The organism is Sporosarcina sp. G11-34, assembly GCF_026931025.1.
The window spans coordinates 299,852-324,603 of the sequence record NZ_JAHNZW010000001.1 but is presented as its reverse complement, the minus strand read 5'-3'; the positions used below and the strand labels follow the sequence as shown (position 1 = coordinate 324,603).

The 24,752-nt window shown below is 39.8% G+C and carries 25 protein-coding genes; 18 read left to right on the top strand and 7 right to left on the bottom strand.

Annotation, left to right across the window (positions count from 1 at the left end):
- Nucleotides 1–4 precede the first annotated feature (4 nt).
- The 4 genes from lpdA (at nucleotide 5) to KSU66_RS01485 (ending at nucleotide 3,807) form a co-directional block, all read left to right on the top strand.
- Complete coding sequence (lpdA, locus tag KSU66_RS01500; RefSeq protein WP_269049633.1) at nucleotides 5–1,411, top strand: dihydrolipoyl dehydrogenase; 1,407 nt, start codon at nucleotides 5–7, stop codon at nucleotides 1,409–1,411.
- A gap of 287 nt (nucleotides 1,412–1,698) precedes the next feature.
- Entirely contained in the window at nucleotides 1,699–2,508 is an 810-nt protein-coding gene (locus KSU66_RS01495; protein ID WP_269049632.1) for a polysaccharide deacetylase family protein, read from the top strand.
- A 40-nt stretch (nucleotides 2,509–2,548) separates the two neighbouring features.
- The gene (locus KSU66_RS01490) at nucleotides 2,549–3,529 is read left to right on the top strand and encodes an NAD(P)H-dependent flavin oxidoreductase (protein WP_269049631.1); all 981 of its coding nucleotides are present in this window, start codon (nucleotides 2,549–2,551) and stop codon (nucleotides 3,527–3,529) included.
- A complete protein-coding gene (locus tag KSU66_RS01485) occupies nucleotides 3,529–3,807 on the top strand; it encodes a UPF0223 family protein (RefSeq protein WP_269049630.1) in 279 nt (92 codons plus the stop codon). Before KSU66_RS01490 ends, KSU66_RS01485 begins: the two co-directional genes overlap by 1 nt.
- 11 nt (nucleotides 3,808–3,818) lie before the next feature.
- Here the strand turns inward: KSU66_RS01485 and KSU66_RS01480 are convergent, their stop codons facing one another.
- Nucleotides 3,819–4,448: a YktB family protein gene (locus KSU66_RS01480; protein WP_269049629.1), complete on the bottom strand. Its 630-nt coding sequence runs from the start codon at nucleotides 4,446–4,448 to the stop codon at nucleotides 3,819–3,821.
- A gap of 157 nt (nucleotides 4,449–4,605) precedes the next feature.
- Here KSU66_RS01480 and KSU66_RS01475 point away from each other — a divergent pair, with 157 nt between their 5' ends.
- Together KSU66_RS01475 and KSU66_RS01470 are read left to right on the top strand one after the other, a co-directional pair.
- A complete protein-coding gene (locus KSU66_RS01475) occupies nucleotides 4,606–4,803 on the top strand; it encodes a hypothetical protein (RefSeq protein WP_269049628.1) in 198 nt (65 codons plus the stop codon).
- 122 nt (nucleotides 4,804–4,925) lie between these two features.
- Nucleotides 4,926–5,720 (top strand): inositol monophosphatase family protein, encoded by a 795-nt coding sequence (locus KSU66_RS01470; protein WP_269049627.1) that lies wholly within the window; start codon nucleotides 4,926–4,928, stop codon nucleotides 5,718–5,720.
- Nucleotides 5,721–5,771: 51 nt separating this feature from the next.
- Here the strand turns inward: KSU66_RS01470 and KSU66_RS01465 are convergent, their stop codons facing one another.
- On the bottom strand, nucleotides 5,772–5,957 hold the full coding sequence (locus KSU66_RS01465) for a YlaF family protein (RefSeq protein WP_269049626.1): 186 nt from the start codon (nucleotides 5,955–5,957) through the stop codon (nucleotides 5,772–5,774).
- A gap of 102 nt (nucleotides 5,958–6,059) precedes the next feature.
- Between KSU66_RS01465 and typA the strand changes: the two genes are divergently transcribed.
- Nucleotides 6,060–7,898: a translational GTPase TypA gene (gene typA, locus KSU66_RS01460; protein WP_269049625.1), complete on the top strand. Its 1,839-nt coding sequence runs from the start codon at nucleotides 6,060–6,062 to the stop codon at nucleotides 7,896–7,898.
- A gap of 25 nt (nucleotides 7,899–7,923) precedes the next feature.
- Complete coding sequence (locus KSU66_RS01455) at nucleotides 7,924–8,298, top strand: YlaH-like family protein (protein WP_269049624.1); 375 nt, start codon at nucleotides 7,924–7,926, stop codon at nucleotides 8,296–8,298.
- A 155-nt stretch (nucleotides 8,299–8,453) separates the two neighbouring features.
- On the opposite strand, the gene KSU66_RS01450 is transcribed toward KSU66_RS01455, so the two are convergent.
- Both KSU66_RS01450 and KSU66_RS01445 read right to left on the bottom strand, forming a co-directional pair.
- On the bottom strand, nucleotides 8,454–8,657 hold the full coding sequence (locus KSU66_RS01450) for a YlaI family protein (RefSeq protein WP_269049623.1): 204 nt from the start codon (nucleotides 8,655–8,657) through the stop codon (nucleotides 8,454–8,456).
- Nucleotides 8,658–8,668: 11 nt separating this feature from the next.
- Nucleotides 8,669–9,169 (bottom strand): peptidyl-prolyl cis-trans isomerase, encoded by a 501-nt coding sequence (locus KSU66_RS01445; RefSeq protein ID WP_269049622.1) that lies wholly within the window; start codon nucleotides 9,167–9,169, stop codon nucleotides 8,669–8,671.
- A 178-nt stretch (nucleotides 9,170–9,347) separates the two neighbouring features.
- Here KSU66_RS01445 and KSU66_RS01440 point away from each other — a divergent pair, with 178 nt between their 5' ends.
- From KSU66_RS01440 to pyc, 3 genes are all read left to right on the top strand, one after another.
- Complete coding sequence (locus KSU66_RS01440) at nucleotides 9,348–9,629, top strand: YlaN family protein (protein WP_269049621.1); 282 nt, start codon at nucleotides 9,348–9,350, stop codon at nucleotides 9,627–9,629.
- A 62-nt stretch (nucleotides 9,630–9,691) separates the two neighbouring features.
- Nucleotides 9,692–10,870: an FtsW/RodA/SpoVE family cell cycle protein gene (locus KSU66_RS01435; RefSeq protein ID WP_269049620.1), complete on the top strand. Its 1,179-nt coding sequence runs from the start codon at nucleotides 9,692–9,694 to the stop codon at nucleotides 10,868–10,870.
- Between the two features lie 49 nt (nucleotides 10,871–10,919).
- Nucleotides 10,920–14,354 (top strand): pyruvate carboxylase, encoded by a 3,435-nt coding sequence (gene pyc, locus KSU66_RS01430; RefSeq protein ID WP_269049619.1) that lies wholly within the window; start codon nucleotides 10,920–10,922, stop codon nucleotides 14,352–14,354.
- Nucleotides 14,355–14,513: 159 nt separating this feature from the next.
- On the opposite strand, the gene KSU66_RS01425 is transcribed toward pyc, so the two are convergent.
- Complete coding sequence (locus tag KSU66_RS01425; RefSeq protein ID WP_329958754.1) at nucleotides 14,514–15,428, bottom strand: COX15/CtaA family protein; 915 nt, start codon at nucleotides 15,426–15,428, stop codon at nucleotides 14,514–14,516.
- Between the two features lie 323 nt (nucleotides 15,429–15,751).
- Between KSU66_RS01425 and cyoE the strand changes: the two genes are divergently transcribed.
- From cyoE to ctaG, 6 genes are all read left to right on the top strand, one after another.
- Nucleotides 15,752–16,672, top strand: coding sequence for a heme o synthase (cyoE, locus tag KSU66_RS01420; protein ID WP_269049618.1), 921 nt, complete (start codon nucleotides 15,752–15,754; stop codon nucleotides 16,670–16,672).
- Nucleotides 16,673–16,766: 94 nt separating this feature from the next.
- The gene (coxB, locus tag KSU66_RS01415; RefSeq protein ID WP_269049617.1) at nucleotides 16,767–17,840 is read left to right on the top strand and encodes a cytochrome c oxidase subunit II; all 1,074 of its coding nucleotides are present in this window, start codon (nucleotides 16,767–16,769) and stop codon (nucleotides 17,838–17,840) included.
- A gap of 32 nt (nucleotides 17,841–17,872) precedes the next feature.
- Complete coding sequence (ctaD, locus tag KSU66_RS01410) at nucleotides 17,873–19,747, top strand: cytochrome c oxidase subunit I (RefSeq protein ID WP_269049616.1); 1,875 nt, start codon at nucleotides 17,873–17,875, stop codon at nucleotides 19,745–19,747.
- Nucleotides 19,747–20,373 (top strand): cytochrome (ubi)quinol oxidase subunit III, encoded by a 627-nt coding sequence (locus tag KSU66_RS01405; protein ID WP_269049615.1) that lies wholly within the window; start codon nucleotides 19,747–19,749, stop codon nucleotides 20,371–20,373. The genes ctaD and KSU66_RS01405 overlap by 1 nt, the downstream gene beginning before the upstream one ends.
- Before the next feature lies 1 nt (nucleotide 20,374).
- A complete protein-coding gene (locus KSU66_RS01400; RefSeq protein WP_269049614.1) occupies nucleotides 20,375–20,725 on the top strand; it encodes a cytochrome C oxidase subunit IV family protein in 351 nt (116 codons plus the stop codon).
- 155 nt (nucleotides 20,726–20,880) lie between these two features.
- Nucleotides 20,881–21,810 carry a cytochrome c oxidase assembly factor CtaG gene (ctaG, locus tag KSU66_RS01395; RefSeq protein WP_269049613.1) on the top strand — a complete coding sequence of 310 codons (930 nt, stop codon included), beginning with the start codon at nucleotides 20,881–20,883 and terminating at the stop codon, nucleotides 21,808–21,810.
- Nucleotides 21,811–21,919: 109 nt separating this feature from the next.
- On the opposite strand, the gene ytvI is transcribed toward ctaG, so the two are convergent.
- A complete protein-coding gene (gene ytvI / locus KSU66_RS01390) occupies nucleotides 21,920–22,975 on the bottom strand; it encodes a sporulation integral membrane protein YtvI (protein ID WP_269049612.1) in 1,056 nt (351 codons plus the stop codon).
- A gap of 108 nt (nucleotides 22,976–23,083) precedes the next feature.
- Nucleotides 23,084–23,452, bottom strand: coding sequence for a YugN family protein (locus KSU66_RS01385; RefSeq protein ID WP_269049611.1), 369 nt, complete (start codon nucleotides 23,450–23,452; stop codon nucleotides 23,084–23,086).
- 226 nt (nucleotides 23,453–23,678) lie between these two features.
- Here KSU66_RS01385 and KSU66_RS01380 point away from each other — a divergent pair, with 226 nt between their 5' ends.
- The gene (locus tag KSU66_RS01380; RefSeq protein WP_269049610.1) at nucleotides 23,679–24,752 is read left to right on the top strand and encodes a CAP domain-containing protein; all 1,074 of its coding nucleotides are present in this window, start codon (nucleotides 23,679–23,681) and stop codon (nucleotides 24,750–24,752) included.

Below are 24,752 nucleotides of genomic sequence, written 5' to 3'. Positions count from 1 at the left end.
ACAAATGGTAGTAGGAGACTTTCCGATTGAAGTAGAAACACTCGTTGTTGGATCAGGACCTGGAGGATATGTTGCAGCAATTCGTGCAGCTCAATTAGGTCAAAAAGTAACAATTGTCGAAAGAGGCAGTATTGGTGGCGTATGCTTGAACGTAGGGTGTATCCCGTCTAAAGCACTAATCTCTGTAGGTCAGCGTTTCGCGAAGGCGAAAGATTCTGAAGCGATGGGTATTACTGCAACTGATGTAAAACTAGATTTCACGAAATCACAAGAGTTTAAAGATGGCGTAGTTAGTAGATTAACAGGCGGCGTTGAAGGACTTCTTAAGGGAAATAAAGTTGAAACTGTTCAAGGGGAAGCTTACTTTGTAGACGGAAACACAGTTCGTGTTATCACTGAGGACTCTGCTCAAACCTACAAGTTTAAAACTGCAATCGTTGCGACAGGTTCGCGTCCAATTGAAATCCCGAGTTTCAAATTTACAGAGCGAGTGATTAACTCGACAGGCGCATTAAGCTTGAAAGAAGTACCGAAAAAACTTGTCGTAGTTGGCGGCGGTTATATTGGAACTGAACTTGGTTCGTCTTATGCGAACCTTGGATCTGAAGTTACAATTATTGAAGGTGCTAATGACATTCTTGCTGGCTTTGAAAAGCAAATGACAGGTATTGTTAAACGTGGCTTGAAGAAAAAAGGCGTTACAATAGTTACAAAAGCTTCTGCAAAAGGCGTGGAAGAGACTGAAACAGGCGTTACAGTTACATATGAAGTCGGCGGAGAAGAGAAAAAAGTTGAAGCTGATTATGTACTCGTAACAGTTGGTCGTCGCCCGAACACGGATGAAATGGGTCTTGAAGAGATAGGTATTAAAATGGATGATCGTGGCCTTGTCGAAGTTGACAAGCAGTGCCGTACTAGCATTCCATCAATCTATGCAATTGGTGATATCGTACCTGGATTACAGCTTGCACATAAAGCTTCATATGAAGCGAAAATTGCAGCTGAAGCAATTTCAGGAATGAAATCAGAAGTCGATTACATGGCAATACCCGCTGTTTGTTTCACAGATCCAGAAATGGCAACTGTTGGTTTGAATGAAAAGCAAGCAAAAGATGAAGGTTATGAAGTAACAGGCGGACGTTTCCCATATGCTGCGAACGGGCGTGCAATCGCTCTTGACGCAACAGAAGGATTTGTGAAACTTGTTGCACGTAAAGAAGATGGACTACTACTTGGAGCGCAAATCGTAGGGGAAAGCGCATCAGATATGATCGCTGAACTTGGACTTGCTATCGAAGCGGGTATGACTGTTGAAGATATCGCAATGACAATTCATGCTCACCCAACACTAGGTGAAATTACTGTTGAAGCAGCAGAAGTGTTATTAGGTCGACCAATTCATATGATGTAATAAGTACAAAAATAATCGTCTGCAGGGTGTTAATTACACCTTGCAGACGATTTTTTTACTTAATTATTTTATTATGTTTTCTTGAATATTAGTAAATTAACAGGAAAAATTAAGCGCAATATCTTTAGTCTTAGATAAATAACTATGATACATAATAGAATGGCATCAATTAGCACATATAACTCCGGATTTACGGTTAATTATCAATTGTTTGCAACCTAATAATCGCGGTTTAATTCAGAACGGTCTCTATGATATAATGTACAATTGAGAGGATGGTAACTAACTTGAAAAAACAACTACTATTTATAATTGCGGCACTTACACTGTTAATATCTGCTTGTTCAGGTGGGAGTGCAACAGAGAAAACTGAAAAAGAGGTATTGGAGCCAGAAACGACTGATAGCGAGCAAGAACAAATTGAAGAAGTAGCAGAGGTCGAAGAACCAGTAGTTGAAATTGTGGAACCTGAATATGAATTAGACGCTACGTGGGGATTTACCCCGATTGGTGATGCCAATTCAAAAGTGGCCCTTCTAACGATTGACGATGCACCAGATAAGCGTTCGCTTGATATGGCGAAAACATTAAAAGAATTAAATGCGCCCGCAATATTCTTTGTCAATGGCCATTTTATTGATTCCTATGAAAAGAAAGAAATTATTAAAGAAATTCATGATATGGGATTTGAAATTGGGAACCATACAATGACACATGCAGATTTACAACAACTTTCAGAAGATGAACAACGGGAAGAAATCATTTTAGTTAGTGATATGGTTGAAGAAATCATCGGCGAGCGTCCGCGATTTTTTAGAGCGCCGTTTGGACAAAACACTGACTTTAGTAGAGATTTAGTAAAAGAGGATGGAATGCTTCTTATGAACTGGTCCTATGGCTATGACTGGGAAAAGCAGTATATGGAAAAAGATGCAATCGCAGATATTATGATAAATACGGAGTTATTACGCGACGGTGTCAATCTTTTAATGCATGACCGTGAATGGACTGCGGATGCATTGGAAGAGATAGTTGTGGGATTACGCGGGAAAGGCTATGAAATGCTGGATCCTGCGCTCATTAAGGGTGTGGAATAACAAAGAACTATAAAATCGATACATAATGGGGGCATTGATTATGGAATGGAAAACACGTTTGACTGACTTACTTGGGGTAAAGTATCCCATAGTGCAAGGAGGGCTTGCGTATCTTGCTTACGCTGATCTTTGTGCAGCAGTATCGAATGCAGGGGGATTGGGACAGATCACAGCTATGAGTTTGGATTCACCCGAAGCGCTGCGTGAAGAAATAAAAAAAGTGAAAGAAATGACAGATAAGCCGTTTGGTGTCAACTTTGCTATTGGCCAACATGGTCGACCGTTTTCACATATGGTAGATGTAGCAATTGAAGAGGGTGTCGAGGTAGTATCTGTGACGGGAGGAAATCCAACCCCATTTTTTGAGCAACTAAAAAATACGGACATTAAGAAGCTTGTCCTGGTCGCTGCTAAACGCCAAGCCGTGAAAGCAGAGGAGTTAGGTGCAGATGCGGTAATGGTCGTTGGGCAAGAAGGCGGCGGCCACCTGGGTCGTGATGATATCGGCACGATGGTGCTGACCCCACAAGTGGTGGATGCTGTTTCGATACCTGTAATTGCATCGGGAGGTATTGGAGACGGTCGTGGTTGGATGGCAGCCCATGCGTTGGGGGCGGAGGGCGTTGAAATGGGTACAAGATTTATCGCAACGAAAGAGTGCGTACACGCGTCTCAGGCATACATAGATGCACTACTTGCAAGTAGTGAAGTAGATACGACTGTTATTAAACGGACGCTTGGGGCTCCGGCACGAGCATTAAAAGGCCCGTGGACGGAAAAAATAGTGAGTATGGAAGCGGAAAATGCTGATTATGATGCCCTTAAAGATTTGATAAGTGGCAAAGCTAATCAAAGATTTATCCACGATGGTCAAGTAGAAAATGGATATGGTTGGGCTGGGCAAGTTGCTGGTCTGATTCATGATGTGCCATCTGTTGAGGACTTATTCAGACGCATGGTGAGGGAAGCAGAAGCAATACGCAACGGTTGGAATTTCGAAAAGAGAACGGATGAAATATAATGGATTATAGTTACCCGCTTAGGATAGATTGGACAACGAATGAAATCATTAGCGTAACTGCTTTTTATGATGTTGTAGAAAAGGGGTATGAAGATGGGGTAGAACGGGCAGAAGTAATAAGAGCATATCGTGAATTTAAAACCATCGTACCTTCAAAGTCAGAAGAAAAGACGTTATTTAAGGAGTTTGAGCAGGCTAGTGGATATAGTAGTTATCAAATTGTAAAGGCCGCACAAGAAGGAGAGGATGGGCAATTGATTAAAGGGAAACAGCGATAAGTTGCATCCCTTTAACTTTTACCAATAATAACGTCGTAGATGGGTAATAATAAGTCAATTGTTTCTTCAGCAAACGCAATAAATTCTTCATTTGACATCCGGATGGCATCTTCGCTTAGTAGATGGCGTCCAACAAGTAACTCGGCTTTTTTGACAGATTTTAGTCGAGTAAGCAATTTCTCAATTCCATCGTTTCCTGCTTCACTGATATGCACGGCCTCAGGTTTCATATGATCACCAGACACGACATAAGATTCGGGAAGTGATGTGAGCATGCTCACGTTACGCTCGAGTCGTTCGGAAATTGCTATTTTATCCGGATTTTCATAAATGACAGCAATGATTATGAAAAGATGTGTATTCCATAAGCCGACTTGGAAATGTGGCAATGCTTTATATCCTCGTTTTGCCGGGGCAATAGCAACCCAGCTATCGGTTGGTGGATTTACTGTTCTGCGTATATGTTTTGCGACGTGCGGGAAGAATTCATCGCTTCCATGGGCCGACAAACGATCTGCAAAATGCCTCCCAAGAACTTCAAATTTCGGTTGGACTAAAGTTTGAAGTGCGCTCATTCGATTTTCTAATCCCTCTATTGTGAAAACATCAAAATCATCGGGAATCCAAAAGTATTTTGTCAACCTTGTTCCTCCTTTGTAGATTTAACGTTTATCGTAACAGAAATTTGGGGATAATAAAGTAAACAAGGCTTAAGACTAGAATAACTAACTTGAGCCGCATATTGTAGTTATAATAGACGGAATAATTAAAATGAATTTGAAGGAAGGGGTGTTCACGATGAAGCAAGTTGTTCATGTAATTCGAAAAGCTGATGTTGAAAAAGAGTATGTGAAAGTACTTCACCTTGAACTTGACTATGAATTGGCTGCCTTATTTGATGCAATCCAACAAACTGACGAGAAGCAAGTAGTGAAAAGCAAAAACAGATTACGGGAGATTCACCGGGAGTTGGAAACGTTAAATGGATTCGCTTGAAGACATTGAGTTGGTTCAAATAGGTATTCGAATACAACATTCCAATTGGGAAATGTGTATCGGATGCCTTTTTTTGTTATACTTAAAGATATAGTTAGTTGAATGGAGAGGGGTGACTATTATTGAACTGGGAATTGGTTGATCGTTATGCAAAATCACTAATTAAGGAAGCGGGTCATAAAATACGTGTATCATTTTTTAATCGCTTAGATATTGATACAAAAACGAACGCTAATGACCTTGTAACAAATATCGACCGTGAAATTGAGCAGTTTTTTATTAGTCGAATTAAATCAGATTTTCCGGATCACAAAATTCTTGGTGAAGAGGGCTTTGGCGATACGGTTGAGACGCTCGCTGGAGTTACATGGCATCTTGATCCGATTGATGGGACGATGAATTTTGTTCATCAAAAAATGAACTTTGCGATTTCGCTTGGTATTTATCTGGATGGCGTAGGCATACTAGGGTATATCTATGATGTGGTACGCGACGACTTTTATAATGCTAAAAAAGGTGAGGGGGCTTACTTAAATGATGAGCGGCTCCCGCAGTTGGGTGTGGTACCTCTGAGTGATGCGATTGTGGGGATTAATGCAAGGTGGGTTGCACCGAACCGCTTTATTGATAATGAGAAAATGATTGGACTCGTTCTCGAGTGTCGTGGAACCCGTTCATATGGCTCTGCGGCGATTGAGCAGGCTTTTGTGGCCACGGGAAGGCTCGATGCATACATATCCATGCGTTTGTCCCCGTGGGATATAGCCGGGGGGCTTGTTATTGCACAGGAAGTGGGTGCTGTTGTGACAAATTTAAATGGGGATGCGCCACATTTGCTTGGGCAAGAATCATTTATAGTCGCGCGGCCTGGTTTGCATAATGATATTTTAAGTAATTATATTCGATTGAAAAAATAAAAGCTGCCAAAGGACCGTAAATCGGTCCAATTTGACAGCTTTCTAAAATATTTATAGTACGCCTTGTTCGCGCATCTTTTTCTTTGTTTTGAAGCCGTATCCCATAACAAGAATCAGGGCGATAATTGCGATAAATGCGCCCGGAATGCTTCTAAGTCCAACAGATACACCTATGGCACACATTGATAAAATGGCACCAATTGAATACAGAACAAAAATCCATTTGATATCTTTCACTGAAAACCCTCCGTAAAATTAAATTGAAAAGATTTTATATTATTGCTTCTTGTGCTATAATAGCACAGTTACTCGTATGAAAAAAGTTAATGGAGTGAAAACATGACAACAGAACGTAGAGACTTAAGAAACATAGCGATTATTGCACACGTAGACCATGGTAAAACGACACTTGTCGACCAACTATTGAAACAATCCGGTATTTTCCGGTCAAACGAACAAGTAGATGATCGGGCAATGGATTCGGATGCTATTGAACGCGAACGCGGAATTACAATTCTTGCGAAGAACACAGCGGTTGAATATAAAGATACTAAAATTAACATTCTAGATACGCCAGGTCACGCCGATTTTGGTGGGGAAGTTGAACGTATCTTGAAAATGGTTGACGGAGTTATACTCGTTGTCGACGCATACGAAGGATGTATGCCACAAACTCGTTTCGTACTTAAAAAAGCGCTCGAGGAGAATTTGAAACCAATCGTTGTCGTAAATAAAATTGACCGCGAATTTGCACGCCCGGAAGAAGTCGTTGATGAGGTACTTGAACTGTTTATCGAACTTGATGCTAATGATGAGCAACTTGAATTCCCAGTCGTTTATGCTTCTGGTTTTAACGGGACAGCAAGCTTGGATTCTGATCCAGCTTCACAAGACGAAACACTTGAGGTTCTTTATGATGCAATTCTTGAGCATATTCCAGCACCAGTCGATAACAGCGACGAGCCGCTTCAATTCCAAGTATCTTTACTTGATTATAGCGACTATGTTGGTCGTATCGGAATTGGACGTGTCTTCCGTGGAACGATGAAACTTGGCCAGCAAGTAACGGTCATCAAACGTGACGGGAAAATGAAAAACTTCCGTGTAACGAAAATGTCTGGTTTCCTAGGACTGAAACAAATTGAAATTAAAGAAGCGTTTGCTGGAGACCTTATTGCGATATCTGGAATTGAAGGAATCGACGTAAGTGACACAATTTGTCCAGTTGACCATCCAGAAGCACTTCCGGCACTTCATATTGATGAGCCAACATTGCAAATGAGATTCCTTGTCAACAACAGTCCTTTCGCAGGACGAGAAGGCAAGTGGGTTACTTCTAGTAAAATTGAAGAGCGTCTAAATGCCCAACTTCAAACAGACGTTTCATTACGTGTTGAATCAAGTGGTGCTGACTCATGGATCGTTTCTGGACGTGGAGAATTACACTTATCAATATTGGTTGAAAATATGCGTCGTGAAGGCTTTGAACTTCAAGTTGCGAAACCAGAAGTTATTGAGCGTGAAATCGACGGAAAGCTTTGCGAACCGATTGAACGTGTACAAATTGAAATACCTGAAGAGCATACGGGATCAGTAATCGAATCACTTGCATCACGTCACGGTGAAATGATCGATATGGTTAATAACGGAACTGGAACTGTACGATTGATATTCCAAGTACCTGCACGTGGCCTTATTGGATATACTACTGAATTCCTTACAATGACTAGAGGATATGGTATTTTGAACCATACATTCGATAGTTATCAGCCAAAATCATCTGGTCGTTCAAGTGGACGAGCTATAGGTGTTCTCGTATCTATGGAGAATGGTACGGCTACTCCTTACAGTATTTTAAATGTGGAAGAACGCGGAACTATATTTGTTGAACCGGGTACAGAGATTTATGAAGGAATGATTGTCGGGGAGCATAACAGGGACACTGATTTAACAGTGAACTTGACGAGAGCGAAGCAACAATCAAACATTCGTACAGCTAATAAAGATACGACTGTTGTTATTAAAAAACCAAGAATTATGACACTTGAAGAGTCGCTTGAGTACCTTGATGACGATGAGTATTGTGAAATTACACCATTATCAATTCGTCTTCGTAAGAAAATTCTTGGGAAAAGTGAACGTGAACGAGTTACGAAAAAGTCAAAGTCTGACAAGTAATTTGTAAATGAAGGGAATGTTTTAAATGAACGATAGCGTTGCAGATACTCAGTTTGTATTTGATCGAATGTCTGGAATTTCTCGCTTCATTTATGAGACCTTTGCAACTACAACAAGTACCGGTGAAATGGATTATAAGATGGCAGGGTTTATACTTCTTGCTGTAGTATTTCTTATGTCAGCACTTGTCTTTAAACTTGGATTTGCGAGAAAATTAAAGTTAGTTCAAACGATACTAATATACACATTTTTATTTCTTGGTTGCCTTATTTTAACGTTTCTTGCATTCTTCCTCCCGATTGTCGAGGGATTGATTGTGGCGGCACTCATTTTGATTATCTACCGTGTTCGTCGGATGTTTGAATATAAAGGTGACGATAAAAAAGACTCCATCGCTTAAGCGATGAGAGTCTTTTTTTTCTATATATTGGTGTGATTTTTTGAAGAAGTGTGTAAATTCAATGTGACCGTCTCATTTTTTGCGTGTCGAAATATAAAGACTACTGCTAAATAAGGGAGTTATGTGTTCATATTTATTAGTTCAACCCATGTGGATTAAAAATCATCTTCAATTGGTTGGGAACTGCGTCTGAAAACAAAATTACCTGTAGCAACACGGGCGAGCGTTTTAGTTTTTATTCGTTCGCTGCACGTGGGGCACATATAAGTGTGAATCGGACGGTTTCTCAGTTTTTTTGATAGAGGTGCTTCATCAGGAAGTTTCCCGATCTCGTCACATATCACACATTTGACTCGCATTTTTGTTCCTCCTATTGAACATTGACAGCTACTACACCCTTTATCGGATTGTCTATATTTGAACCATCCTTAAAGAGAATATGAACCGGTCCATTTTCACGGATAGGTTTTCCGTCGATGCTATATTTTAAAATAATTGTATCTAGAATATCCAACGAAAACGTATGAGATTCGCCGTTATCTGTTTCGAATGTGATGGTCTTTGCATTATCATTTGGCACTGCATTTTTTAAGAAATGATGTAGATAAATGCCGAATGTGCCAGTTAGTTCCTTAGATTCTTCAAACTGCTTTTCAGTTTCTAGTGTTGGGGGAAAAGTAGCGCCTTCCATTATTTCACGGGACCAGTGTTTCCCCATCGATTTCATGTATGCTTCGTTCTCGTCAACTTCAACAAAGCCATCAGTGAAAAAAGAATCTAAATCGATTCGACGATCGTCAAAAATCCAAATTCCTGGGTCTAGAGTTATTGAATATTGAACATTACCTGTGATATGAATGACTGATTTCAATTGTACATCCTCCTAGATTATAGCCAACTCCTTCTAGTATAACCCTTTCAAGCTGAGGAGAAAAGGTTTCGTGTAACTTCCTTTTAATTAAGAGGAAAAACTTGCAATTTACATGTGTGAAAGATACAATTTATGAAGAATACCATGGAAGAAATAATAGCTTGATGGGGGCGTCCTCATGGATATAAACTTGCAGGAAACATATCAGGAAAAAGCAATTAAGCAGCTACAAGCAGATGCTAATAAAATTGCGCAATTGATTAAAGTACAGATGGATCATTTGACGATGCCACAATGCCCTTTATACGAGGAAGTGTTAGACACTCAAATGTTTGGGCTAGCCCGTGAAATTGATTTTGCTGTAAAAATTGGTTTAATTGAACGGATGAATGGAAATGAAATACTTTCATCTCTCGAACAGGAAATGACCGTCCTCCACGATTTATATACGAGTAAATAAGACAAAGACTCAAACTCATTTAAAGGTTTGGGTTTTTTCTTTAATGTAAATGAGGGTTTTTAATGCAGACTTATTTAAAACGATTTTTACGAAATTTTGATTTCCCACTTTTTTTTGTTTACCTTTCTTTAGCTTTATTTGGCCTAATTATGATTTACAGTTCCAGTTTTGTTTATGCAGTTGGTCATTATAAGTGGGAATCGGATCATTTTTTTAAAAAACAATTATTTAATCTTTCCATCGCTTTTCCCGCATTCTTATTAGCTGCTTTTTTCCCTTATAAAAATTACAAACGAAAAAAGTTTATGATATTTTCTGTAATTGGAATGTTTGTCCTGCTGTTCCTTGTTCATTTTATTGGATATGGTGATGATGTAGGTGCTCGGAGTTGGATTAAAGTAGGTGTTGGAAGTTTTACCTTGGGAAGTATTCAACCTTCTGAAGTTGCAAAGCTCATTATCATTATTTATTTTGCTAGCTTTTTCGCTAAAAAACATCAATCGGGAACACTTGATAGTCTAAATAAATCTATTGGTCCACCTATTATTATCTTAGTATTAGTAGTAGGTTCGGTAATGTCAGAAACAGACATAGGGACATCATTTATTATTGTGATGGTTGCATTTTCAGTAATGGCGGCAAGTGGTATAGGGATGAAAGTGTTCTTGAAATTGAGCGGTTTAATCTCATTAGTTATGCTTCTCATAGCACCATTATTGTACTTCAATTGGGATACAATAATGACACCGAGTAGGCAGGGGCGTTTCTTAGCGTTTCTAAACCCATTTGATTACGTTTCTGGTTCAGGGTACCAAATTGCCAACGGGTATATTGCGATAGGTTCCGGTGGTGTAAAGGGCCACGGACTTGGTAATTCGATCCAAAAGATGGGATATTTACCTGAACCACACACGGACGTGATAATGGCAGTTATTTCTGAGGAATTGGGAATCGTCGGAGCAATCATAGTAATTGGCGGTCTTGGATTTATAGTATTAAGAGCCTTATCTATAGCTCTTAAGGCAAAGGATCCCCACGCCCGGATGCTCGCCGCTGGACTCGGTAGTATGATAGCAATCCAAACGTTTGTTAACTTAGGTGGGTTGACAGGGTTAATCCCGCTTACGGGAGTCCCACTTCCGTTAATAAGTTATGGAGGGACATCTGTAATATTAATGTCAATTGCAATAGGTATATTGATGAATGTCTCAATGTTTGTTAAGCTAGAAAATGATAAGTGAATAATTAACTAGTTAAACAACTTACTATTTTAAGAGGGAAGTGTTGAGGATGGAAAAAATCACTAAAATACTCGTAGCGAATCGCGGAGAAATTGCGATTCGTATATTCCGAGCATGTACTGAGTTGGAAATAGCAACGGTCGGAATTTATTCGGCCGAAGATAGTGGTTCATTCCATCGATACAAAGCTGATGAGTCCTATCTGATCGGAGAAGGTAAAAAACCGATTGATGCTTATCTTGACATCGAAGGGATTATTGCTATTGCTAAAGACTCAGGAGCAGATGCAGTCCATCCGGGTTATGGTTTTTTAGCGGAAACAGCAGAATTTGCAAGACGACTTGAAGAAGAAGGAATTATTTTTATAGGACCAACATCCAAACATCTAGAGATGCTTGGGGATAAAGTAAAAGCACGCGATCAAGCAATTGCAGCCGACTTACCAGTAATACCAGGAAGCGATGGTCCTGTTTCTACGGTTAAAGAAGTCGAAAGATTCGGGGATTACAGCGGTTATCCAATTATTGTTAAAGCTTCGTTAGGCGGAGGCGGGCGCGGAATGCGTATTATAGAATCTGCCGATGAAGTTGCCCAAGCGTTTGAACGTGCAAAGTCAGAGGCGAAAGCAGCATTTGGCTCAGACGAAATGTATGTGGAAAAATATATTGACAAACCGAAACATATCGAAGTTCAAATTCTTGGAGATACCCATGGGAATGTTGTACATCTGTATGAAAGGGATTGTTCAATTCAACGTCGACACCAGAAGGTCGTTGAAATTGCACCATCGATTTCACTAGAGGATGGCATGCGTGAAGAAATTTGTGCAGCCGCGGTGCAACTGATGAAGAAAATAGGGTATGTTAACGCGGGTACGGTTGAATTTCTTGTGGCTGACGGTCAGTTCTATTTCATCGAGGTCAATCCAAGAATTCAAGTAGAACATACAATTACGGAAATGGTAACCGGTATTGATATTGTGCATTCACAAATTCATATTGCTGATGGAAAGAATCTGCATGATGAAACGGCACAAATACCAGCACAAGAAAAAATTCCTTTGTTCGGTTTTGCAATCCAGTCACGTGTTACGACGGAGGATCCATTGAATGACTTCATGCCTGACACAGGGAAGTTAATGGTTTATAGATCTGGAGGCGGATTTGGCGTTCGATTAGACGCTGGAAACGGTTTCCAAGGAGCAGTTATTACACCACATTATGATTCACTCCTTGTTAAAGTATCTACGTGGGGTATGACATTTAAGGAAGCTGCGGCCAAAATGGACAGAAACTTGCAAGAGTTTAGAATACGTGGGATAAAGACAAATATCCCGTTTCTTGAAAATGTCGTCAAGCATAAAAAATTCCTTGTAGGCGATTATAATACAGGGTTTATTGACTCAGCACCTGAACTATTCATGTTCCCGAAAAGGCTAGATCGTGGAACGAAGATTCTTAATTATATCGGTAATGTTACGGTTAACGGATTTCCTGGTATTGAGGACCGCTCAAAACCAGTATTTAATGCCATCCGTAAACCTTCAATTGACCTATTAACGCCACCAAACCCAGGTACAAAACAAATACTTGACGAACGTGGAACAGAAGGCTTGATTCAATGGATTAAAGAGCAGGATGATGTGCTGTTAACTGACACGACATTCAGGGATGCTCACCAATCACTTCTAGCGACGAGAATGCGTACTGCAGACATGACTGAGATTGCGTCTGAATCAGCAAGACTTATGCCGGATCTATTTTCTTATGAAATATGGGGAGGCGCAACATTTGATGTGGCCTATAGATTCTTAAAAGAAGACCCATGGGATCGATTGCTTAAGCTTCGCAAACAAATCCCGAATACATTATTCCAAATGTTATTCAGAGGGGCTAATGCGGTTGGCTACACAAATTATCCGGACAACGTAATTCGCGAATTTGTGAAAAAATCTGCGGAAGCCGGCATAGATGTATTCCGTATATTCGATAGCTTGAACTGGATTAAAGGAATGGAAGTTGCAATAGATGCAACGCGTGAGGCTGGAAAAGTTGCCGAAGCGGCAATTTGTTATACCGGCGATATCCTTGATACTTCCCGCGATAAATATACAGTGGATTATTATAAGAAAATGGCAAAAGATCTTGAATTCGCAGGGGCACATATTTTGGCGATTAAAGATATGGGAGGCCTTCTGAAACCAGAGGCTGCTTACCGCCTAGTATCTGAACTTAAAGATGTTACAGATTTACCAATTCATCTTCATACTCATGATACGAGTGGAAATGGAATTTACACGTATGCGCGTGCGATTGACGCGGGAGTTGATATTGTAGACACTGCTCTTGGTTCAATGGCAGGACTCACGTCACAACCTTCTGCTGCTTCCTTGCATTATGCCATGAAAGGCGGCAAACGAGCCGTTAGGGCAGATGCCAAGCCGTTAGAAGACCTTTCGCATTACTGGGAAGATGTTCGCAAGTATTATAAGCACTTTGAAAGTGGCATGATGAGCCCACAAACAGAAATATACGTACATGAAATGCCAGGCGGACAATATTCTAACTTACAACAACAAGCGAAAGCAGTTGGACTAGGAGAACGCTGGGAAGAAGTAAAAGCAATGTATTCACGAGTCAACTTGCTATTCGGTGACGTAGTGAAAGTAACTCCATCATCCAAAGTTGTTGGAGATATGGCTTTGTTCATGGTTCAAAATGAACTTGATGAAAACACTGTGTTAGTTCGTGGGAACACAATTGATTTCCCGGAATCGGTTATTGAGTTTTTTGGCGGGCATATTGGACAACCCCACGGCGGATTTCCGAAAGAGCTTCAGAAAGTTATCTTGAAAGATCGAGAAGCGATTACAGTACGTCCTGGAGAATTACTTGAGGATGTCGACTTTGGGCTGCTACGAAATGAGCTTAACGAAAAATTAGGCCGTCCAGTTACGAGTCATGAAATATTATCTTACGCTTTATATCCGAAAGTATTTGAGGAGTATTCAGCGACTAATAAAGAGTTTGGCGATGTGTCGGTTATAGATACACCTGAATTCCTCTATGGAATGCGACTAGGTGAAGAAGTCGAAATTGAAATACAAAAAGGGAAGACGCTAATTGTTAAACTCGTATCCATAAGCGAGCCACAATCAGATGCAACACGAGTAATCTATTTCGAAATAAATGGCCAACCACGTGAAGTAATTATTGATGATGTGAACGTTGAATCAGATGTTGTGCGAAAAGTTAAAGCTGATACTTCGAATGTCTCTCATATTGCAGCAACGATGCCAGGAACTGTTTTGAAAGTTGCTGTATCGGTAGGCGCTAAGGTGAAGAGGGGTCAACATCTTATCATAACGGAAGCAATGAAGATGGAAACAACAATCCAAGCCCCGTTTGATGGCGTTATTAAAGAGATTTACGTAACTGCAGGAGAGTCTATCTCAACAGGGGACTTGCTCATCGAATTAAAATAAACGTGAAAAGCATCCAGTTAGTCGAAAAAATTCGATTACTGGATGCTTTTATGATTTAAAAGCTAAAAAAAGGGAAGTGATATGAAATGGGTTATTCGCAGTTTCACTTTAGAGGAATAAAAAAGCCACTCCATAAAAACAATAGGAATGGCTTGCTTTTTATTTCTTAGCTGATCGACTTCTAGAAAGAAGAAGAATCATATAAGTCAGTAACCCGAAAAATAAAGTTATAAATAAAGAATGAAGCAAGGCAATGTAAAGATTCAATTGAGTAAGTACTACCGTCATGCCTGTAATTGCTTGGGATGTTACAAGGATAAGTGCTAGAATCCAACCCCAATAAATTACACGTTGGTGCTTGTAATTTTTAATTGCATGAATAGTTATGTACAGAACCCAAATGAATATGAGCCCGGCGGCTACGCGATGTCCCATTTGTACCCATTCGTTAAGGGTGTTTGGTAAGCCGATGGCGCTGTTATTACAAAATGGCCAATCGAGACAGGCAAGTTCAGACTTTGTATGTCGGACCAGTGCGCCCGTATAAACAACGATGTATGAATAGACAGTGACACCAACAGTATGCCATTTTAGGTGCTTGCCAATATTGATTTTTTCAGCATCGTATTTCTTGTCAACTTCAAATATGAGAAGCGCCAAGAGTAGTACCGATGCGAATGATATGAGTGAAATACCAAAATGTAGCGCCAAAATGAAATCGCCTTGACCCCAAAGAACTTGAGCCGCACCAATTAAGGCTTGTAAAATAAGGAAGAAAACAGCCATTATGGATAAAAATTTAGTTTCACGGACATGTCCAAGCGCTTTCCATGACCAAACGGCCAAAATGACAATTAGTATACCGACAGAACCTGTTACAAGACGGTGAGAAAATTCGATTAATACTTCAGCTGTAATTACGTCGGGAATAAGTTGACCGTTACATCCTGGCCAGTGGCGACCACAACCCATTCCACTGTCGGTCTTTGTAACGAGTGCTCCACCGAGCATAATAAGAAGCATTCCAAATGTTGAGGCAACAGCCAGCCATTTTAAATATCTATTATACTTCAAAAACTACACCTACTTTATTAAAATGACGAGCACCAAATCAGGTCCCCGCTTATTTTATGATAACGAATTAGAATAGAAAAAACAATGTATTGTCATTTGAGAAATGCGTTCTTATAGTCTTTTCACAAATCGTTCATAAAAAAGTGCTCATAAGTTCACAATTAAATTGTCGAAATGATTTACTATAGATAGTGGACTGTGACAAATGTGTCGCTTTTATTTGAAATTCGAAGAGATTTTTGTATATGTATAGAAATCTTACGCGAATTTCGATATAGTTAGGTATAGGAAGTATTATTTACAACTTTGAAAGGGGGGGTATCATGTCAAACAGTCGCGTGCTTGCGACATCTGTTGTTGAAACAAAACCAATGACTACATCTGCGTATAAGGATTTCTTAGCGCTTATTAAAATTGGAATTGTTAACTCCAACATGATTACAGTCTTTACTGGCCTGTTTCTTGCGATGCAATTGAGCGGGTTAAGCTTTCTTCAAAATCTGGATTTACTCTTCTTTGCATTAGGAGGATCAGGTTTGATCATCGCGGGATCGGCGGCGCTTAATAATTTAATCGACCGGGATATCGATCCAATTATGTCGAGAACAAAATTAAGACCGACGGTAACAGGTCGATTTAAAGCATCATCGGTTTGGGCGCTGGCCTTTACTTTCATCGTTGTAGGTGAAGTCTTATTATTCTCAGCATCAGTCTCAGCCGGATTGTGGGGACTTGCGGGGATCTTCAGCTATGTAGTACTATATTCTATGTGGTCTAAACGTAAACACGTAGGTAATACAGTCGTTGGAAGTATTTCTGGAGCTATTCCTCCGCTTATCGGTTGGGCGGCAGTGGAACCGTCGCTGGGCATGGGAGCATGGGCATTGTTCCTTATTATGTTCATATGGCAACCACCACACTTCTACGCGCTTGCCATGCGTCGTACGGACGAGTACCGTGCTGCAAACATTCCGATGTTGCCTGTCGTGAAGGGTTTTGCTAGAACGAAAAAGTCAATGTTAGGATGGGTACTTTTACTATTCCCATTACCATTCCTACTTACTGAACTTGGAATGGGTTTCATCATACTTGCATCAGCCTTGAATCTAGGATGGCTTTATCTTGCGATTAGAGGATTCAAAGCAAAAGATGATTTAAAGTGGGCAACAGGTATGTTCGTATACTCACTCAATTATATGACGATATTATTCGTATCTATAATTATTTTCTCGCTTTTCGTTTAACAGTTGGAATTCTTTCTTTTAAATAGGAATTCATATAGAGGGGAACAATCCCCAAAAATAAAGACATTATTAGAAAGAGAGGTATGATTAGGCGATGATGAAAGGACTTAAAAAGTGGCGTCTCTATTCTCTGCTTGCAGCACTAACCGTTTTCCTTTCAGGATGCGGTCAAGAAGAGTTATCTATACTGCTTCCAGCAGGTCAAGTCGCTAGAGACCAATTTACTTTGCTGATGTTAGCTTCAGGAATTATGTTATTTGTCATTTTGGTAGTAGTACTCATCTATGTAGTAGCTATTGTTCGTTTTAGACGCTCGAAGTTGGGTGAAGACCATATTCCTGTGCAAACTGAAGGAAGCAATTCATTGGAACTATTATGGACAGTAATTCCAATTCTTCTTGTTTTTCTTTTGGCAGTGCCAACAGTTTATTTCACATATAAGCTAGGGAACGTAACTGCAATGGATGCAGTGGATGAAGATGGAATTGCTGAAAATCTTGTCGTAGATGTAACTGCAAAACTGTACTGGTGGGAGTTTGAATACCCAGAGCATGGAATTGTTACTGCGCAAGAACTAGTTGTGCCGATGGATGAGAAAGTATATTTCAATTTGATAGCTGCTGACGTTAAGCACTCATTCTGGATTCCAGCCGTCGGAGGAAAACTTGATAACAACGTCGAAAACGTTAATAAGTTTTACCTAAGTTTTGAAAAAGATTCGAGCGAATTAGATGAAGGCGTGTTTTTCGGTAAATGTGCGGAACTATGCGGTCCATCACATGCTCTTATGGATTTCAAAGTGAAAACAATGCCTCGTGCAGAGTTTGACGAGTGGGTAGTCGCTATGCAAGCAACGGATGGCGTTGTAGCAGAAGAAACAGCTACTGACCAAGGCGAGCAATTGTTTGCACAAAGTTGTATTCTATGTCACGCAGTTTCTGCTGTCGGTGAGTCAAACGAAAAAGCGGGGCCTAACTTGACTGCTTTCGGTGACCGTAACCGCGTTGCTGGGTTTATGGATCACACAGAAAAAGCATTACAAGAATGGATTAATGATCCACAGAAATACAAACCGGCAAACCTTATGCCTGGGTTTGAAGGCGAGTTTAGTCAAGAAGAACTCGATGCTCTTACAGGTTATTTAATGGGATTAACAGTTGAAAAGTAATTAATAATGAATTTGAATAGGAGGTAGAAATAGTGAGTTCAGTTGCTCAAAAGCAAAGTTTTGGCTCGTGGTTATGGGACTGGTTGACAACGGTTGACCATAAGAAGATCGGAATCCTTTATCTCCTAGGTGGTGGATTCTTCTTCGTACTTGGTGGTATTGAAGCAATGATTATCCGTGTTCAGCTTCTGACACCAAATAACGATCTCATCAGTGCAGGTTTATTTAACGAGATAATTACCATGCACGGAACGACGATGATATTCTTAGCAGCGATGCCAATATTATTTGGTTTTATGAACGCCATTATGCCACTTCAAATAGGTGCGCGTGATGTTGCATTCCCATTCCTTAACTCATTAGGATTGTGGATGTTTGTTTTCGGTGGTCTGTTCTTGAACCTTTCATGGTTTATGGGTGGAGCTCCAGACGCAGGTTGGACTTCTTATGCATCCCTTGCGATGGCATCTGAAGGACATGGTACAGATTTCTATGCGATAGGGTTACAAATAGCAGGTGGAGGTTCACTCATAGCAGGGATTAACTTCCTTGTAACAATTATTAACATGCGTGCACCAGGGATGACGTATATGCGTATGCCATTATTTACATGGACAACGTTTGTTGCGTCTGCAATGATATTATTTGCATTCCCACCACTTACTGTAGGATTATTTTTACTAACATTCGACCGAATGTTTGGCGGTAACTTCTTTGACCCAGCGATGGGCGGGAACACCATAATTTGGGAACATATTTTCTGGATTTTTGGTCACCCTGAAGTTTATATATTAATATTGCCAGCGTTTGGTATTTTCTCTGAAATATTCTCGATGTTCTCACGCAAGAGACTCTTTGGTTATTCAGCGATGGTATTCGCTACCGTCCTGATTGGTTTCTTAGGGTTTATGGTTTGGGCCCACCATATGTTTACGGTCGGTCTTGGGCCAACAGCGAATGCGATATTCTCGGTAGCTACTATGGCGATTGCCGTGCCAACCGGGGTTAAGATATTTAACTGGCTACTTACAATGTGGGGCGGGAGTATAAGGATGACGACTCCAATGCTCTATGCATTAGGTTTTATCCCAACGTTTCTTATGGGGGGAGTTACAGGTGTAATGCTTGGAACTGCGCCTCTTGACTATCAGTTGCATGACACCTATTTCGTAGTAGCTCACTTCCACTATGTAATTGTTGGAGGTACTGTTCTCGGAATACTTGCAGGGGTTCATCTATACTGGCCGAAAATGTTCGGTGTAATGTTGAATGAAACGCTTGGTAAAATTACGTTTTGGTTCTTCTTAATCGGTTTCCATATGACATTCTTAATTCAACACTGGTTAGGATTCTGGGGAATGCCACGTCGCGTATTTACGTATATGGATGGGCAAGGTTGGCATTTGTCAAACGTAATTAGTACTGTTGGTGCCTTCTTAATGGCCATCGGTATCATTATTCTCATCTACAACATTATTGCAGCAACTATTAAAAATGTACCTGTTGCTAATGATCCGTGGGGCGATGGACGTTCGCTTGAATGGGCGATTCAATCACCACCACTTTATTACAACTTTACTCAAACACCACTTGTTCGTGGTCTTGACACTGTATGGCTTGAAAAACAAGAAGGTAATGCATCTGGTTTAACGCCAGCGGTACCTGTACAAGCTATCCACATGCCACACGGTTCTATTATTCCGTTGCTCATGACAATCGGTATGTTTGTAGCAGGTTTCGGTGCGATGTACCGTACTGAAACGGCTTGGGGTCTACCGGTATTAGTACTTGGTCTATTATGGACGTTCATAGCTATGGGTGTCCGTTCATTGAAAGATGATTTAGGCTATTATGTTCCAAAAGAAGAAATTTTGAACGATATTAAACGTGAAAGGGGTCGAAACTAATGGATTTAAACAAGAAGTTTACCCCTGAGACGTGGCCCGACAATCCAGAGACAGCAACATTTGAAGCAAAGAATAAGTTTGTTGGCTTCTGGTTATTCCTTGGCGGGGAAACAGTATTGTTCGCTACTTTATTCGCAACGTACTTGGCTCTTAAGAACAAGGGCCCTGCTGGTTTGGAATTCTCAACACAAGATCTTTATGAATTACCGCTTGTGTTTGTGATGACGATGCTTTTACTTACATCATCATTAACCAGTGTATACGCGATGTATCACATGAGAAACTACGATTTCAAGAAAATGCAACTATGGCTTGCCATTACTGCTTTCCTTGGATTAGGATTCTTAATCCTTGAAGTGTATGAATTTGTGCATTACACGGGTCTAGGTTTTACCTTTGATAACAGTGCGTTTAGTTCGGCGTTCTATACGCTTGTCGGAACTCACGGTTTTCACGTAGCTATCGGACTTGTTTGGATTACATTACTTATTTACCGTAATTCAAAACGCGGCCTAAACTTGTATAACGCAAGTAAGTTTTACACATTTTCGTTATACTGGCACTTTATTGACGTAGTCTGGGTATTTATCTTCACTGTAGTCTACTTGATGGGAGTGATAGGTTAATATGGCTGATTTGGAAATTTACGCAAAGACACCCGGAGAATATGACATTGGGAGACGACGTGGTCGTCAGGAGATGCGTAGTCAAGTAATCATGTTTTCACTTATGATATTCTTAACGCTTATCTCGTTCACAATGGTTATTGCATCCAATGCTGAAGTTATCGGATTTTCAAAATTCATGGTAATTCCTGTATTAATGCTATTTGCAGGAGTGCAGGTAGGTTTGCAACTGTTTTACTTCATGCATATGAAGGAAAAAGGACACGGTACGCCAGCGATGTTTATGTTTACTGGTGCATTGCTTGCATTCCTTACAGTACTAACATTCGTTACAATTGTATGGTGGAACTAAGAAAAAAAGAGAAGCTTGGGGAAGATTTCTTCCTCAGGCTTCTTTTTCTTATCAATTTGCAGGCTTTTATAAAATTGTCATAGTTCGTCCATTGAGTTATTGCGGTATTAGTTTTATAATAACTAGACAGACTGAAATGAAGGAGCGATGGCCTAATGCCGTTAAGTATATTCGGATTCCGTGCTTTGTGGAGTCCATGGTTTTTATTGTCACTTGTTGCTGTCGTCATATTGTATTTTCTAATAACGATGACATGGAGACACCGATTCGAAAACTCTATTCCACCAACGATAAAAGAGATCACTCTCTTTCTAAGTGGAATGATTTTACTTTATACATTAAAAGGATCTCCAGTGGATTTATTGGGACATATTTTGTTTTCTGTCCATATGATCCAAATGGCAGCACTGTTATTTATAGTAGTGCCACTGCTCATAATGGGAATACCAGGTTGGGTCTGGCAAATAGCATTAAAGGTGAACATAATTAATCGGATGTTCCGGTTATTTACTAATCCAGTAGTAAGTTTAATGGTGTTTGCTTTTGCATTTTCGATATATCATGTACCGATGGTTCTTGATTATTTGAAAATGAGTCTAATTTTACATGCTGTTTTCACAATAACAATATTTATGTCTGCCGTGTTTCTGTGGTGGCCAATAGTGAATACTGTCGAGGGCCAACCTAAATTGCACGGCTTGAAAAAGATTGGCTACGTTATTCTAAGCGCAATATTAATAACACCTGCATGTGCGCTCATTATATTTGTAGATGTGCCCGTTTATGAAACCTATATGGGCGGCGAAGCTTGGTTGAAAGCAATGGCGCTTTGTGTGCCGGCTGGTACGCTATCGGGACTTGCAGGTCTTGGTGTTTCAGGACCTGAAATGTTTACGAATATGACTACATTGGCTGACCAGCAATTAGGTGGAATCATAATGAAGACGGCTCAAGAACTTATATATGTAGGCGTGCTCGGAAGAATCTTCTTTACATGGGCCGCTGAGGAACGTAATAACGCCGATGAAATTACACGTCTAGATTTAGTTAAAAGACAAAAGCTTCACGATTCTGGGACCTATTAAACGAGCACTTATATAGAGTAACCAGTGTATGTATATAGGATGTACCAGAGAGAGTAAAGTGCAATCAAATATAAAAATGCTTCCGCTATCAAAATAAGCGGAAGCATTTTTATATTTTAAAATTAATTTTGATAATGCCAGAATCCCTGGCAGCTGTGAATAAAATAACAAGTAGTGGGCCGATAAAAAAACCGATGAATCCGAAAAGTTTTAAACCGACGAACATTGCAACCAAAGTAGGGAGTGGATTGAGTCCAATTTGTGCGCCCATGACCTTAGGTTCAACTATTCTACGAATGACAAGTAGAAGAATCGCCAGGATTGTAAGTTTCGTTCCAGTTCCCACATCACCACTAACAAAGTAATATAAAGCCCAAGGTAAAAGGATAATGATTGAACCCAAAATTGGAATTAGATCGATAATCCAAATGATGAGCGCCATAACGATTGCAAATTCGGGCTTAATAATTAATAAGCCTACGAATGTCACTGCCAAGATAATAAGGCTGACAAGAAATTGTGCTTTGGCAAAACCAAAAAAGGTAGAATTTAATTTTCTTACCATAAACCGAACTTTTTCTGCTGTTGAATGCGTAAGGTATTTAAACACGCTTTCTTTCAAAGCGGGTAATTCGAGCATAAAAAGGAAAAGAGCAATTATGAAGACAATAAAGCTAACGAGAAAGTTAGGAACATCTGTTAATAATCCGGTTATTTTCTCATAACTTACCAAATCAAGAATTGCGATTCGCATCGAATTAAATACAGTTTTCAGTTCGGATTGTATACCTTCAGTTACCTCTATTGGCATACCGACAGTGTATTGGAAAAGTTTGTTTTGCATATCAATCCAAATGCCGGAAAGTGTATTAAAGTATCCTGGGGCTGCTTTAGTAAAATCAATTATTTTCCCTATTAATTGGGTTACCGTATAATATAATGTGGATGCGAGTATTACTAAAATAAATATAAATACTGAAATAACAGCCAATTTACGTTTCCATTTAAAGTTCTTTTCAACAAGTCTTACAAGTGGGTCGATAAGCAATGCAGTAAGCAATGCTAAAATGATCGGTAAAGCAACAGGAATAATGTAAATAAAAGTAAGGATAGTGATTATAATACCAAGTATAATGAAAAGGTTACGTTTTGTGAAAAATTTCACCAGCGATCATTCCCCCATTTCTGTCCGTAACTTCATTATAACCATAATACATAACATTTACATATTAAAAAGTCGAAGAACATAAATGTTCTTCGACATGATGTACCATTATACTTTTTTCATATTATACGGCTGAAGCGCCTCTTTTACTGCTTTTAAAGTGGCCTTACAGTCCTTCAAAAGGCTGTCTGGGAAATGTTCGTCTTCTCCGTATTCAACGCCAAATGGATAGTAATGTTTTCCAATGACCGGTTTTTTTAGGTTCATAATTGCGTTTCGAGTATCCACATCACCATCAGTTGTGTAACCGAAAATTCGCAAGTAGAATGTACCTTCTTTAATTACATATTTTTTATCATATGTAACCCGTTCATAATCCCACTGTCCTGCACGAACAAGGTCGTGATCTAACATGAGATCATCAAGTATTGATAAATCGGCAACGATATCTTCAATGCCTGTATTTTCAAAATACATGTTTCGAATCCTCCTTCTAAATGTCTTCCAGCTAAGTCTCTATACATATCCATAATAGAACAATTTCACAATACTTGCAATGACAACATTGTGTCCATAAAATGTAAGTATGTTTAAAGGACTTTACTGAAAACTTTATTATAGGGTCTTGCGTATAGAAAGAAGATCGATCAATCCCTTTTTTGTTCATCAATCAACATAAATTTAATTGAAAGCAGGGATATTAATGAGAGTTTTAATAAAGGTAGCTATCCTGCTTATCCTAGTTCTAGGCGTTTTTTATATTACGGGAACCAGTGTGAAGGAAAATAGGCCCTTAGAATCTTCTGTTAAACAAGGTACGGCAATTCCGGTTCCTGAAAATGGTGTTGGATCAGTAGTGCCTCAAACATCGCGCCCCGAGGAAGGCGTATCTACTTTCGTTGGTAAAGATAAAGAAGCCCTAATCAAGGCAAAGGGAAAGCCTGAACGTATAGAACCGTCAGGCTACGGTTATGATTGGTGGGTTTACTTAGGAGAATTTAAATTTATGGCTAGCGTGACGAGTGAAGGGATAGTAAATCAGATTTATACGACCGATGTTACTTTAAATGTCACGCCATTTGAAATCGGGCAAAATATAACCGATATTTATCGCTTTACAATAGTGGAGTCTGAAATCAATGCAGAGGTCGCTGACAGCCTTTATACTTTCTCATTAAATAATGAAGATTTACAAACACGACCCCTCATTGTTTTTAAAGGATTGTTCGTGCAACTATATATAGACCAAATCGATGGTGAATTGGAAGCTGTTCGATTTATTGATCCGGCTACACTTGTTCAGCATCAGCCATACGAAATGACTTATACTGGTGATTTACTCGTTTCCAAGCCGCTATCATCCACTCAACAATCGGAGGTAAATCATACCGCTGAACGGCAAATTTTTGAAATAACAAATACATATCGTGCAAGACACGGTATGCCAGAGTTGCAAACGACTTATAAGCTTAACTTGTTTGCACGTGAATACAGTAAGGAGTTAGCATTAGAAAATTATATTGCAGCTGAATCTTCTGAGTCAGAAAAACTTTCAAACCGGTTAAAGAATGCGGTCATTGAACACCAGAAGGCCGGTGAAAATATAGCGTTCGATTATGTTGATGCGATTGAGGCAGTTCACGGCTGGCTAAATTCACCCTCGCACAGAAAAGTACTTTTAGATAAGGATTTCACCCATATCGGGACGGGAGCCTATGGCAATTATTATGTGCAAGATTTGGTGAAATTAACTAAGGAAGAAATTAGGCGAAATTAG